This window comes from Chitinophaga deserti (assembly GCF_003149455.1).
Lineage (GTDB): Bacteria > Bacteroidota > Bacteroidia > Chitinophagales > Chitinophagaceae > Chitinophaga > Chitinophaga deserti.
Window position 1 is genome coordinate 401286 of the sequence record NZ_QFFK01000004.1, and the last position, 13293, is coordinate 414578.

Here is a 13293-nt window from a genome sequence, read left to right on the forward strand (position 1 = left end):
GCCGCATGGGTGCTGCACAATATATTTTCGCTCCGATTTAATACCATTAATAACCCAATCAATCAAAAAAAGAAGCTATGCGCATTGCTTACATATCCCTCATTATGTGCTGTGCCACCATCTTTGCAGGATGTAGCAAAAGTAACGGCCCCGGCGGCGGAGACGACCCCAATCCAAATCCACCGGGTGAAGATAACCCTCCGGTTATGACCGGTAAAGGAGTCCCTGACGGATCAGCTGCAACACAAAAAAGCATAGGTGCTGCCGGAGGTACGCTTACTTCGGTAGACGGGCTGCTTACGCTTACGGTTCCTGCCGGAGCATTCACGAGCAATCAGAACGTCAGCATCCAGCGGATCAGTAACCTAAACCCCTCAGCGGCCGGCCCGGCATTCAGGTTACTGCCGGAAGGCGTCACATTCGCCAAACCGGTTTCCATCACCTTCAAATGCCCGGATACTGACTCCACCATCTTCGCCCCGGAATACCTTCGGGGCTCCTATCAGAAAGCCAATGGCGGCTGGTGGAAGTTACCGGGCACTATAAATACAACGGCTCGAACCGTTACCGTGCAGACAACCCACTTCAGCGACTGGAGCGCCGTGAGCGACCTGAAGCTGGTGATAGAGCAGCCGGTACTTCCCGCGGAGGGCCGAAGCGGCCTGACCGTTTATTATGATGGAAATCCAGCACCGCAACCAGGCCAGGAGTTAGCGATATACCTGCCGAAGTTGTTACCTGAAACATATGTAAGACGATGGAAAATAGAAAAAGGAGGAGGAAAGCTGGTAAGCAGAACTTTCAAAGAAAATCCTATTAGTTTTAGGGCAGACCGCCCTGTACCCAAGCCTCCCAATGATTTGACCACTATATCCGTGGAGGTACAGCCTGATCCGAAGGACCCTAAAACCGTTAAGCTTCAGGGAAATATCCGGACCACTTTAGGAATGCTATTGCTTAAAATCAATGATGGTAACGATATTGAGTTTATCGCAGATTACGCTGTGTATGATAACACTGGTTACTGGAGGATCAATGCCCGTACCGAAAGCTGGGGTAATGCATTAGTGATACATTGGCCGGTCGGAGTCGGCGATTTTCCATTTTCGATTAACCCGCTGACTAAGAACCCCGGTGTAACCGTTACTTATAATGGAAATTCGTATGGGTATACTTATGAAACGGAAAAGGAGGTACTTCCGAGCCCTGGCGGAGTATTCTGCAAGAACACAGGTACCGGGGACGGTTATGTAAGGGGAGATTTTACCGTAAGTAAAGCCGGTAATGTACGCGACCCGAAGCGCACTGTAAAGATCACAGGCTCTTTTGCCGTACCCAGAATTAGGACAGAAGAACAATAAGCTTTTTCATAAGCCCCCAGTCCGGGTAATATTACCCTTACGGGCATGGGTGAAACGTATGTTTATATCCGTGGAACGTTCAGCACCAATAAAGCGGGCATCTCCACTTCCAATCTGAAAGTGCATACGAAGATGGAAGGGAAGTTTGCCATGTTGAAACAGCCTTAATTACCGGCGTTCCGGTTTAGGATTTATAGATCAGAAGGTGAAAGAAGGCTCCCTCACTGGGAGCCTTCTGCATTCCGGAACTGCTTACAGGGGTATTTTATAAGCTTTACAAAGCTCTTCATAACTGAGGCTGCGCGGGTTCATCTGCCGGCCGCTGCTCACACCGCCGGGGATGATGACATAGCGGACGGAATTGGTAGTGGCAGGAATACCGTTAGGAATAATGTCGCAGATAACACGAACTTTTCCCAACGTAAGGGCCGACTGAAAACGGTATTGCACATCGGCAGCGCCAATGTTATAGTAAATGCTCGGCAATTGTTTGATGGAGCCCGGTCCATCCGGGTCAGCAACAAATTTGGCGAACACGATCACCGTGCCCTGATCGAGCACCTGCTGGGTTACGCCGGCAGCAGCCATGTCAAAGTAATATGTCTTTTTACCGGAGCCTGCTGATGTGGTGGATGCAACCCAGGGGCTGGTGGCCACCCAGGGCGAATACATCACGTTCGCGGTTCCGGGAGGACCGGGGTCGCCTTTCTTGCAGGAAAAAACGGTAATGAGGAAAAGGGACAGGAGTCCTGAGATAAGAGGTTTCATACAAATGGTTTTAAAATCGTTGGATAAGGGGTTTCATGAAAGTACGCCGGCTACAATTCTCCTGCAATCGTATTAATACGTGAAATACCTAACAGCCATTCTTTATGCAGAAAGGCCCCTTTTTACAGGGGCCTTCGCAGTTAACAGGGGGTATCCGTTAATAGGGAAATTGACAGCTTTGCTCCGCTCAGATGCGGGATGATGATGCAAAAATAGGGCAGGGGCTACTGCCTGGGTATCGTATAAATACCTGAAATAAGGGAAGGGCGTAAAAAAAACGCCCCCGGGAACCGGGAGCGTTTTTCACTGAATGCGTTCAATATCAGAACTTCTCCAGGCCGGAGAAGAAGAAATTGCCTTCGATAGCCGCGTTTTCGTCGGAGTCAGAACCGTGAACTGCGTTACGGCCGATAGACTCAGCGTAGATCTTACGGATAGTACCTTCCTCAGCCTGAGCAGGGTTGGTAGCACCGATCAGTTTGCGGAAATCTTCCACTGCGTTGTCTTTTTCCAGGATAGCTGCTACAATGTGACCGCTGCTCATGAATTCAACCAGCTCACCGTAGAAAGGGCGCTCTTTGTGTACAGCGTAGAATTCGCCTGCTTTCTCAGCGGAAAGACGGAGTTGTTTCATCGCTACAATGCGGAAGCCTGCTGCGCAGATCTTGTCCAGAATGCCGCCGATGTGACCGTTAGACACAGCGTCGGGCTTGATCATGGTGAAAGTTTTGTTGCTCATATTGGTAATTAGTCGTTATACGTGAGTTATTGCCTTTTTGCGCCGCAAAAGTAATCACATTTTGATTACCCGTAAAAAATTTTGAAATTCTGGCTCAAATGGTGAACTTCGCACTTCATTTGCCTAAACGAAAATGAGCCGCCCGCAAGGCGGAAGCACCTTAAAAAAACATAGTTTTTGGAATGAAGCCGATAGAGGACATTAAGCCGCTGCTCGAAAGCCCCAAAAAGGTAATCATCACCATGCATCAGAAACCTGATGCCGACGCCATGGGCTCTTCGCTGGCCATGTACCACTACCTGCGGCGCAAAGGGCACGATGTTACCGTAATTTCTCCCACCAATTACCCCGACTTCCTTAAATGGATGCCGGGTTGTGAAACGGTCCTCGATTTTGAATCGCAGAACGAGAAAGCCCTCAAAGCCCTCACAGGCACTGAGATCCTTTTCTGCCTCGATTTCAACGCCATGAGCCGCACCAAAAACATGGAATCCCACCTGGAAAAGCTCCAGTGCGTGAAAGTCCTCATCGATCACCACCTGGAACCCCAGCCCGTTTTCGACTTCGGCGTGAGCGACACTACCGCCGCCTCCACCGCCCAGCTCGTTTACGAAATCATCTACCGCCTCGGTGATGAACATTATATTGATAACGACATTGCCCAGTGTATCTATGCCGGTACCATGACCGATACCGGATCGTTCCGCTTCGCTTCCACCAGCGCCCGCGTTCACCGTATGGTTGCCGATCTGCTGGAAAGAGGGCTGGAGCACGAATACATCCACCAGGCCATTTACGATAACTTCCTCGAAAACCGCCTCCGCTTCATCGGCCACAGCCTCCTGAACCGGATGGAAGTGTTTTATGAAGCCAATACCGCCATGATGGCCATCCCTTACAGCGACCTGAAAAGGTTCGATCTACAAACAGGGGATACAGAAGGACTGGTAAATTTCCTTTTATCCATCCAAGGCATTAAATTAGCAGCGCTGATCATCGACCGGAACTCGGAAGTAAAGCTGTCTTTCCGCTCCAAAGGCAATTTCGACGTAAATACCTTTGCGCGGAAATACTTCGAAGGAGGCGGGCACTTCAACGCCTCCGGAGGCCGCAGCTCCGATCCGCTCGACCGCACCGTGCAACGCTTTATCAAAGCCATGCACGAAAACGAAGACATTTTGCAATAACCTGGACGGGCCAATTAACAAAGGCTTGTCCCACACACGTTCATAAACTCAATCGTTAAGATGAAAACAAACAATCTGTTACTTGTTGCGCTGGGAGGCCTCGCTTTGGCCAGCTGCGGTAAAAGCGGCCCGAGAAAGACCCCGGGTGGCATTGACTTCACCGTTCCTAAAGAAGGTAAAGGCGATAAGCTGAAAGAAGGCGATACCATCGTGGTTCACTTCTCTTCTTACCTGAACGACTCTCTCCTGATGTCTTCCCGCGAGCAGGCACCTACCGGTATGCCCCTCGTTCTGCAGAAATCAATGAACAAGTACGATCTCATGGACGGTTTCGCCATGCTGACTGAAGGCGACTCCGCCGTGTTCATGCTGCCTGTAGACTCCATGCCGCAAATGCCTCCCATGGCTAAGAAAGGCGACATTATGAAAGTTGCTTTCGTAGTAGACAGCAAGTACTCTTCCGCGAAACAAAACGAGAAAGACGAAAAGGAAATCGCTGAATACATCAAGAAAAACAACCTGAACACCCGCAAATCTCCCAAAGGCGTTTACATCGCTGAGACTGTTGCAGGTACAGGCGCTCAGGCTAAAGCCGGCGACGAAGTTTCCGTGAACTACACCGGTAAACTGCTGGATGGCACCAAGTTCGATTCCAACACCGACAGCACCCTGCGCCCCGGCATGCCGCTGGAGCCCCTGAAATTCAACGTAGGCGAAGGCCGCGTGATTGCAGGTTGGGATGATGCACTGGCTCAGCTGAAAGTTGGCTCTAAAGCCACTATCGTGATCCCGTCTTCCCTCGCTTACGGTCTGAACGGCTCTGGTCCCTTCATCAAACCGAACAGCATCCTCGTTTTCGACGTGGAACTCCTGGACGTGAAACCCGCTGCTGCTCAGCCCGCACCTGGCGCAGTTCCCCCGCCGCCCCCGGCACCTTCCAAATAAGCAATAGATTGCCTATATGCAAAGCCCGTCCACACCAGGACGGGCTTTCTTTTTAACCTGTAAACCAATATTTTGCAAAGCAGTTTCCCAAATGGGGAATGGAAGTAAATTAATTCCAATAAAAAATAAGATGAAATTTATAAAAGAAGTAAATGAGATTCTTCCCTTCGACAGGGAACTTTATATTGATTACTTACTCGGTGAAACTCAGTCACCTGTAGTGTGGTATGGTGCTTCGTTTCAAATATCAGCTAATAGCGAAGCGCAGACAAATGTTAGAAAAACTGAGGCTTATGAAAGTTTGCTTAAGACCGCTATTTTGAAATTTGACCCAAAGTCAATTTGGATGGTTAATCATGATGATAAAGACTTGAAATGGCTGCCGAAAAAAGGGGCCAATTTAAGTTCCTTGAGAGCACTATTCGATCAATATGGAGTTCGTTATGAATTTAGCGGTGCATTGATATTTACACAAGACGAATTGCTGGCAATCTTTCCGGAGTTAATTGCATATCCGCGTGTTGCTGCGCAAGTTGATGGACGTCTGTATAAAGATTTGGATATTACACACAATACACTACCGTTAGTGATTAAGATATCAGGTCATTTTAATATTGACTTTCTGAGTACGGATTTATCCTTTTTGAAAGGGCTTGTGAAGGACTTGTCCGATGAAACATTCGATGTAAAAGCATACCGGGGAACATCACTTTTTCCTCCTCCGGCACCTTCCAAATAAGCATTAGATGCCTATACAAAAAGCCCGCCCCACCAGGACGGGCTTTCTTCTTACCCCAACACCAAAACCCTCCCAACAGGGGCATTTATGCCAGCTTACCCCAAGTTTCCTTCACCGTACCTTCACGTCAGAAGCACAGTTACTCCGTTGTTACTTCACATATACTTCAGGGTTACTTCAGGTATAATGTAGGGGTAATGTAGGTATAAGGTTTTCAAAAGTGCCTCTAACCCTTTGCTGTATTGGGTTTCAGAAAAAGGGTACCCACTGTTTAGTACAGTTTGACGCACTGCCAACTCAGAAATGAGAGTATAGTATCAGAATATCGTTAATTAAATATCATTATTAGCTATTTTGTTTAGCAACCCTAAATAAACTTGCCTTTTTCAGACTTTAAGTACCCTTTAAACCATGCTCTAGTTATCATGAAAACAGGTTTTAATGGCTTTTTTACTGCCTGAAGCAATAGGATATGGCACTAAAAAAGCCGCTCCACGGTAGTGAAGCGGCTTTTTCTATGTTGGTAAGTCCAAATTCAGAGGAATTTACGCCTGACCCGTTCATCAGGCACCATACAGGCATCCATCTTCCCGAACCAGCGGTAGCGGTTACGGGCTATCCAGTCGTACACCGCATTCCGGATAAATGCCGGAACTATGATAAACGCCCATAAGAGGCTCACAGGGAAGCCGAGGTGCCTGGCGGTATGCAGGGCTGCTGTGCTCTTTAAACTGGCTCTGTTGCCTTCTATTAGCACGAAAGAGTCGGTCTTGGAAGGGTCTATACCATGTTGGGCCAGTAAGGCCTGTCCGGCTTCGGATTGCAGGGGCGCAAAACGGAAATGATCTTTCCGGTCGTGCCGCAGTACGAAGTTGACGCTGCCATTGCAGAAACGGCAAACGCCATCGAACAGGATAATGGCCTTTTCATCCATTAGTGGATACCGGTATAGTTATGCGGCGTAATGGCTTTCAGCTCTTTCTTCAGCGCAGCGGTGATCTTCAGTCCGTCGATGAATTTATGCATCGTTTTCTGCGTGATCGCCTCTCCGCCACGGGTCAGCTCTTTCAGCGCCTCATAAGGCTGCGGGAAGTTCTCCCGGCGCAGCACCGTCTGGATAGCTTCCGCTACCACAGCCCAGTTGCTCTCCAGGTCTTCATGCAGTTTGGCAGTATTGAGGATGAGCTTGTTCAGGCCTTTATCGAGGCTCTTCAGCGCCAGCAGGCTATGCGCGAAAGGTACACCGATGTTGCGGAGTACGGTAGAATCCGTAAGGTCGCGCTGCAGGCGGGAGATAGGCAGTTTAGCGGCCAGGTGCTCGAACAGAGCATTGGCGATACCGAGGTTACCTTCGGCATTCTCGAAATCGATGGGGTTCACCTTGTGCGGCATGGCGGAGGAACCTACTTCGTTCTTCTTGATCTTTTGCTTGAAGTAGTCCATGGAGATGTAAGTCCACACGTCGCGCGCAAAATCTACCAGCACATTGTTCACACGCTTCAGCGTATCGAACTGGGCTGCAATGTTATCATAATGCTCGATCTGGGTGGTATACTGCATACGCTGCAGGCCGAGGTTGTTATTCACGAACTTGTTACCGAACTTCTCCCAGTTAATAGCAGGGAATGCCACGTGGTGGGCGTTGAAGTTACCGGTAGCACCGCCGAACTTGGCTGCGAAGGGGATTTCGCCCAGCAGCTTGATCTGGCCTTCGAGGCGCTCCACGAACACCTGGATCTCTTTGCCGAGAATGGTGGGGGAAGCGGGCTGACCGTGTGTGCGGGCCAGCATGGGGATGGCTTTCCAGTCTTTCGCCAGCTTCTTCAGGTGAATGATGAGGTTGGAGATGGCAGGGAGGTATACATGCTCAATCGCATCTTTCCAGAGCAGGGGGGTGGCGGTGTTGTTCACATCCTGGGAAGTGAGGCCGAAGTGAACCCATTCCAGCTTGTCTTCCAGTCCGAGCGCTTTCAGTTCATTCTTCAGGAAGTATTCCACGGCTTTCACGTCGTGGTTGGTTACTTTCTCCGTGTCTTTCACCAGCTGGGCCTGCTCCACGGTAAAGTCGCGGTAAATAGCGCGCAGGGCGGGCAGCTTGGCTTTGGGGAGGGTGAACAGCTTCTGTTCGGACAGGGCGATGAAGTATTCCACCTCCACCTGTACACGGTAACGAATCAACGCATATTCGGAAAAATAAGGGGCCAGTTCTTCGAGCTGGCCTCTGTAACGCCCGTCTACCGGGGAAATAGCAGTTAAAGCTTGTAATTGCATCATGTTATTATTATCCTGTCAGTAAAGCCCCCGGTTTATCCCAAAGCAGGTAATTACGGGAATTACTTTAATTTAGCAGGCTCAAAATTACAGAAATTGGAACGGAAAGTAAAAGTAGCAGCAGTAAGTTATCTGAATACGAAGCCTTTGTTGTACGGATTCAGGGAACACCCGATACTGCGGAACATGGAACTGACGGTGGATTACCCGGCTAAAATAGCCGGTCAGCTGATAGATGGAACGGTAGATGTGGGGCTGGTTCCGGTGGCAATTATCCCGAAACTGAAGGAATCTCATATAATTTCTGATTTCTGCATCGGTGCTGAAAGTCCGGTTGCGTCCGTATGCCTCTTCAGCGAGGTGCCCCTGCAGGAAATAAAACGTATTTACCTCGATTATCAATCCCGCACCTCTGTAGCCCTGCTCAAAGTGCTGGTTCGCGAATACTGGAAACTGGATGTGGAACTGGTGGAAACCGCCGGTGAATATGAAGGTCTGATCAAAGGATCCGATGCCGGGCTGGTTATCGGCGACCGTGCCCTTCGCCAGCGCCTTATTTCCCCCTTCATCTACGACCTGGCAGAACATTGGATCCGCTTTACCAGCCTGCCTTTTGTATTTGCAGCCTGGGTGAGCAACAAGCCGCTGCCTGTTGAGTTTATCCAGCAGTTCAACGATGCCAATGCCATCGGTATGAACAATATCCCCGCCATAGTAGCGGAAAACGCTTATCCAGCTTATGACCTCACGGTGTATTACACCCAGAACATCAGCTACCGCCTTACGCCTTCGAAGCGGCAGGGACTGCAGCGTTTTTTGAGTTACCTGCAATAATACCGCTGGATTTGCTTAAATTAGGATAGAAGCAAATCTGTCAGTATGAAGATCGCCATCCTCGGGTCGGGCGACGTTGGGTTGACTTTGGCCGCAGGCTTTCAGCAGCGCGGCCATCACGTGATGATCGGGACCCGGCACACCCAAAAGGAAGGCTTGCAGCAATGGCTGGCGGAAAACTCCGCCATCTTAGCGGGCACCTACTCGGAAACCGCCGCTTTCGGGGACATCGTGGTGCTATGCACCGGGTGGACCGGCACCAAATCCGCCATAGAGCTGGCCGGGATCTGGAATTTCAAGAAAAAGATTGTGATAGACGTGACCAATCCGCTCGACGGCCAGGGGCCCGACACGGAGGGGCGTCTGCATTTGTCTACCGGCCATGCCAAATCGGGCGGGGAGCAGGTGCAGCGCTGGCTGCAGGATTCGCACGTTGTTAAAGCCCTCAATACCATCGGTAATCAAAGCATGGTGGAACCCTCTTTTACAGAAGGCACACCCGCCATGTTCATCGCCGGCAACGACGACCTCGCCAAACTGGCCGTAACAGACATCCTGGGGCAACTGGGCTGGAAAGATGTGATCGATACGGGAGATATTGCCATGAGCCGCCACCTGGAATCCATGGCCGTTGTATGGTGCGCCATCGGCTTCCGGAAAGGCATCTGGAGCCACGCCTTCGCCCTTCTCCGCAAATAGATCAGGCCGCTGCGGCCGCACTTTTATGCTTACGGAACGCCCTGATGGCCAAAACTGCGCCCAGAAGGGTAAGAATCGAAGCCATCACGAAAGGCGCCGCCGGAAAGTAGACCGGTGCCCCTTCCTGCGTGCTGAAGTGGAAAAGGCCCGTCATCAGTAACGGCCCTATGATGTTCGTTAAACTGATAAGGCTGGTAAATGTACCCTGCAGCTCCCCCTGTTCATTGGGCGGTACCTGGTTGGAGATCACGCCCTGCAGGCTTGGCCCGAATATCCCTCCAAGGCCGTATAGCCCCAGGATCGGGAACATCATCCATCCTTCCTTAGCCAGGGCAAAGAGCAGGAAAGAGGTACCGTATATAAGCAGCCCGATATATACCGCGCGGTGATACCCGAGCTTCGGCAACACGATACGGATCAGCCCGCCCTGTACGATAATAAGCATCAGCCCCGCGAAGGAAAGAGAATATCCCACCATCGACTCAGACCAATTGAATACAAACATGGTATAGTACGTCCAGTTACTCTGAATGGCGTGAATAGCCGTATAGATAAGGGCTACGGAGCCCAGCAGCGGGTAGATGTACCGGTATTTCTTCATTTGCTGCAGCCCGCCCCAGGGGTTGGCACGCGTCCATTCAAATGGCCGGCGGTTCTCGGGTTTCAGCGACTCGGGTAGGATGAAATAGCCATATATCGCATTCAGGAGGGAAAGTCCTGCCGTAAGGAAGAACGGCGCCCGCAAGCCCCAGGTATGGCTGATCAGTCCACCGATAACCGGTCCCAGCATAAAACCGATACCTACAGCCATGCCCAGCAGTCCGAAGTTCTGGGCGCGCTTTTCAGGGGTACTTACATCGGCGATGTAAGCGGAGGCGGCAGTCATACTGGCGCCAGTAATCCCGATGAATATCCTGCCTACGAACAGCCAGAAGATGTTGGGCGCATATGCCAGGAAGAGGTAATCGATCCCCATACCGGCCATGGAAAGGAGTAATACGGGCCGCCGGCCGTACTTATCGCTGAGGCCCCCAAGGATGGGGGCAAAGAAGAATTGCATGAAGGCGTAGGCGAAGGTAAGCCAGCCACCGTACCACGATGCGTCGCTTTCATTGCCGCCGATCAGTTGTTCGATCAGCTTCGGCACCACGGGCATGATGATCCCGAAACCAATGAAGTCGATTAATAAAGTAATGAAAATGAAGGCCAAAGGGCCCGAGAAACGCCGCATATTGTGGTGAAATTTGCGCAAATCTACAGGAATAGGGCCGGGAATGTACCCTTAAATGACATACGTCATTCGTGGAATGATGTTTGCAAAACATTCTGTATACCAGCATTGTTTCACTTTAAAACCCTTTATTATGTTACGTTGGGCAATTGTTTTCTTCATCATCGCCTTAGTGGCGGCTATATTTGGATTCGGCGGTATCGCAGCAGGTGCTGTGGGCATCGCTAAGATCCTTTTCTTTATTTTCCTCGTGTTGTTCCTGGTTTCCCTGATCGGCGGCCTTATGCGGCGCTAAGGGAGCGTTTCCTGCATGGAAATGAGCTGTATTGCATCCGGACAGGCCGCAAATGCTTCGCGCAGGCGGTCGCCATGCGTATCGGTGATAAACACCTGCCCGTAATCGGGCTGCAGCACCAGTTGAATTAACCGGGAAACCCTTTCCTGGTCCAGCTTTTCGAAAACATCATCGAGCAGCAGGATGGGAGGGAAGCACTTGTGCGCACGGATCGCCTCGTATTGTGCCAGTTTAAGAGCAAACAAAAAGCTCTTGCGCTGGCCCTGCGAGGCGCTCGTTTTCATGGGATGCTCGTCCAGCAGGAACAACAGATCATCCCGGTGGATTCCCTGCGTGGTACGCTGCACCTGTTTATCCCGGAGGCGCGACTGGGCCAGTAAAGTAGCGAAAGGCTGCTCGTGCAGCTGGCTGTGGTAGCGGAAAGCCACCGTTTCATGACTGCCGGCGAGGTAATCGTAGCGGTCCTGCACCTGGTCGATGAATGCGGGGAGGAAAGCCTTGCGGGCCTCATACACCGGCGTGCCGTGCTGTACCAGCTGTTCATCGAAGATATCGAGGAGGGGATCGGGCGAGTGAACCATGGAGGCCATGGTTTTCAGCAGGGAATTACGCTGCTGAAGTATTTTATGGTAGGCGAGGAGATGATCGAGGTAACCGGGTACGAGCTGCGACAGGAGGCCGTCCAGCCACTTGCGGCGGTCTTCACTGCCGCCGAGGATGATCTCCGCATCGTCGGGCGCAATCATTACCGCGGGAAAGTGCCCGATATGGCGGGAAAAGCGTTCGTAAGGCTCATCGTTCAGGGCAATGTCCTTTTTTCCGTCTTTCACCGTACACACAATTTTTTCTTCCTGCTGATGGCGCAGCAGGGATGCTTCGAGCCGGAAGCCGTTCATGGTATACTGAATGTTCTGGCTTTCGGCGGTGCTGAAATAGCTTTTGGTGAAGCAGAGATAATATATGGCGTCGAGCAGGTTTGTTTTGCCTGAACCGTTGCGGCCGGTGATGCCAACAATACGGGAGCTGAACCGGAAGCTGCGGTACGAATAATTCTTGAACTGTGTGAGTGCTATAGTGGATATTGTCAACAAGCTGTCTGATCTGTTTGATTCCCCGGAAGCCCGTATGCCATAAGCAGTTCGGACATCCTTCTGCAAAATTGCTTGAATTTGCAGATTTTCCTGTTATATTTGCGAACAAATTTAGAAATAGTGCAAACTTTAACAGACGTGAAAACGAAATTCACCAAAGAGACATATCTGTACTGGTACGAATTGATGCTGTTACTGCGTCGCTTCGAGGAGAAAGCAGGGCAATTATACGGAATGCAGAAGATACGCGGTTTTTGTCACCTGTACATCGGCCAGGAGGCAATTGCAGCAGGGGCGATGACTGCCACTAAACCCGGCGATAAGTTTATCACCGCATATCGTGATCACGCACTGGCGATCGCGAAAGGGATTTCCGCCAAGGCCTGCATGGCCGAGCTGTACGGTAAAGCTACCGGCTGCTCTAAAGGTAAAGGCGGTTCCATGCACTTCTTCTCTAAAGAACACGGCTTTTTCGGCGGCCACGGTATCGTAGGTGCTCAAATCGGCACCGGCGCTGGTCTGGCTTTCGCTGAACAATATCTGGGTACCGATAATGCTGTTCTGGCATTCTTCGGCGACGGCGCTGCCCGCCAGGGTATGCTGCACGAAACTTTCAACATGGCTATGCTGTGGAAACTTCCCGTAGTATTCATCTGCGAGAACAACCACTATGCAATGGGCACCTCTGTTGAACGTACCTCTAACGTACTCGACATCTACAAACTGGCAGATGCGTATGAAATGCCCGCCGATTCTATCGACGGTATGAGCTGCGAAGCTGTACACGAAGGCATCTCCCGCGCTGTGACCCGCGCCCGTGAAGGCGGCGGACCCACCCTGCTGGAAATCAAAACATACCGCTACCGCGGCCACTCCATGTCCGACCCGGCTAAATACCGTACCAAGGAAGAAGTGGAAGAATACAAAGAAAGAGATCCCCTGACTATCGTAGAAAAAACACTGCTCGACAATAAATGGGCTACCGCTGCTGACATCGAAGCTATCACCGAAAGAGTGAAAGCAGAAGTGGAAGAATCCGTGAAATTCGCGGAAGAAAGCCCCTGGCCGGATGATAACGAGCTGCTTAAAGACGTATACATTCAGGAAGATTATCCCTTCATCGTAGATTAATC

Annotated in this window: 15 protein-coding genes; 9 read left to right on the forward strand and 6 right to left on the reverse strand. The window is 50.8% G+C overall.

Annotated elements, in window-relative coordinates; genetic code table 11:
• The first annotated feature begins 77 nt into the window (after positions 1–77).
• Both DEV76_RS11425 and DEV76_RS26280 read left to right on the forward strand, forming a co-directional pair.
• The gene (locus DEV76_RS11425) at positions 78–1361 is read left to right on the forward strand and encodes a hypothetical protein (RefSeq protein ID WP_109698034.1); all 1284 of its coding nucleotides are present in this window, start codon (positions 78–80) and stop codon (positions 1359–1361) included.
• Between the two features lie 45 nt (positions 1362–1406).
• Entirely contained in the window at positions 1407–1529 is a 123-nt protein-coding gene (locus DEV76_RS26280; protein WP_262509829.1) for a hypothetical protein, read from the forward strand.
• Between the two features lie 84 nt (positions 1530–1613).
• Here the strand turns inward: DEV76_RS26280 and DEV76_RS11430 are convergent, their stop codons facing one another.
• Positions 1614–2129 (reverse strand): hypothetical protein, encoded by a 516-nt coding sequence (locus DEV76_RS11430; protein ID WP_109698035.1) that lies wholly within the window; start codon positions 2127–2129, stop codon positions 1614–1616.
• Between the two features lie 322 nt (positions 2130–2451).
• Positions 2452–2868: a nucleoside-diphosphate kinase gene (locus DEV76_RS11435; protein ID WP_109698036.1), complete on the reverse strand. Its 417-nt coding sequence runs from the start codon at positions 2866–2868 to the stop codon at positions 2452–2454.
• 182 nt (positions 2869–3050) lie between these two features.
• Here DEV76_RS11435 and DEV76_RS11440 point away from each other — a divergent pair, with 182 nt between their 5' ends.
• Genes DEV76_RS11440 through DEV76_RS11450 form a run of 3 tightly spaced genes read left to right on the forward strand, consistent with a single transcriptional unit; the run spans position 3051 to position 5739 of the window.
• On the forward strand, positions 3051–4055 hold the full coding sequence (locus DEV76_RS11440; RefSeq protein WP_109698037.1) for a DHH family phosphoesterase: 1005 nt from the start codon (positions 3051–3053) through the stop codon (positions 4053–4055).
• 60 nt (positions 4056–4115) lie between these two features.
• Positions 4116–5000: an FKBP-type peptidyl-prolyl cis-trans isomerase gene (locus DEV76_RS11445; protein WP_109698038.1), complete on the forward strand. Its 885-nt coding sequence runs from the start codon at positions 4116–4118 to the stop codon at positions 4998–5000.
• 16 nt (positions 5001–5016) lie between these two features.
• Positions 5017–5739: a hypothetical protein gene (locus DEV76_RS11450; RefSeq protein WP_157962838.1), complete on the forward strand. Its 723-nt coding sequence runs from the start codon at positions 5017–5019 to the stop codon at positions 5737–5739.
• A 535-nt stretch (positions 5740–6274) separates the two neighbouring features.
• Here DEV76_RS11450 and DEV76_RS11455 read toward each other — a convergent pair.
• Positions 6275–6673 (reverse strand): thiol-disulfide oxidoreductase DCC family protein, encoded by a 399-nt coding sequence (locus DEV76_RS11455; protein WP_109698040.1) that lies wholly within the window; start codon positions 6671–6673, stop codon positions 6275–6277.
• A complete protein-coding gene (purB, locus tag DEV76_RS11460; protein ID WP_232826934.1) occupies positions 6673–8013 on the reverse strand; it encodes an adenylosuccinate lyase in 1341 nt (446 codons plus the stop codon). The genes DEV76_RS11455 and purB overlap by 1 nt, the downstream gene beginning before the upstream one ends.
• 93 nt (positions 8014–8106) lie before the next feature.
• Between purB and DEV76_RS11465 the strand changes: the two genes are divergently transcribed.
• Together DEV76_RS11465 and DEV76_RS11470 are read left to right on the forward strand one after the other, a co-directional pair.
• Positions 8107–8844, forward strand: coding sequence for a menaquinone biosynthetic enzyme MqnA/MqnD family protein (locus DEV76_RS11465; protein ID WP_109698187.1), 738 nt, complete (start codon positions 8107–8109; stop codon positions 8842–8844).
• Positions 8845–8889: 45 nt separating this feature from the next.
• Positions 8890–9543, forward strand: a complete 654-nt coding sequence (locus tag DEV76_RS11470; RefSeq protein WP_109698041.1) for an NADPH-dependent F420 reductase — start codon at positions 8890–8892, stop codon at positions 9541–9543.
• A gap of 1 nt (position 9544) precedes the next feature.
• On the opposite strand, the gene DEV76_RS11475 is transcribed toward DEV76_RS11470, so the two are convergent.
• Positions 9545–10774 (reverse strand): TCR/Tet family MFS transporter, encoded by a 1230-nt coding sequence (locus tag DEV76_RS11475; RefSeq protein ID WP_109698042.1) that lies wholly within the window; start codon positions 10772–10774, stop codon positions 9545–9547.
• Between the two features lie 133 nt (positions 10775–10907).
• On the opposite strand from DEV76_RS11475, the gene DEV76_RS11480 reads away from it, so the two are divergent.
• Positions 10908–11069 carry a DUF1328 domain-containing protein gene (locus DEV76_RS11480; RefSeq protein ID WP_109698043.1) on the forward strand — a complete coding sequence of 54 codons (162 nt, stop codon included), beginning with the start codon at positions 10908–10910 and terminating at the stop codon, positions 11067–11069.
• Here DEV76_RS11480 and recF read toward each other — a convergent pair.
• Positions 11066–12160 (reverse strand): DNA replication/repair protein RecF, encoded by a 1095-nt coding sequence (recF, locus tag DEV76_RS11485; RefSeq protein WP_109698188.1) that lies wholly within the window; start codon positions 12158–12160, stop codon positions 11066–11068. The genes DEV76_RS11480 and recF overlap by 4 nt on opposite strands.
• Before the next feature lie 138 nt (positions 12161–12298).
• Here recF and pdhA point away from each other — a divergent pair, with 138 nt between their 5' ends.
• Entirely contained in the window at positions 12299–13291 is a 993-nt protein-coding gene (pdhA, locus tag DEV76_RS11490; protein ID WP_109698189.1) for a pyruvate dehydrogenase (acetyl-transferring) E1 component subunit alpha, read from the forward strand.
• The last annotated feature ends 2 nt before the right edge of the window (positions 13292–13293 follow it).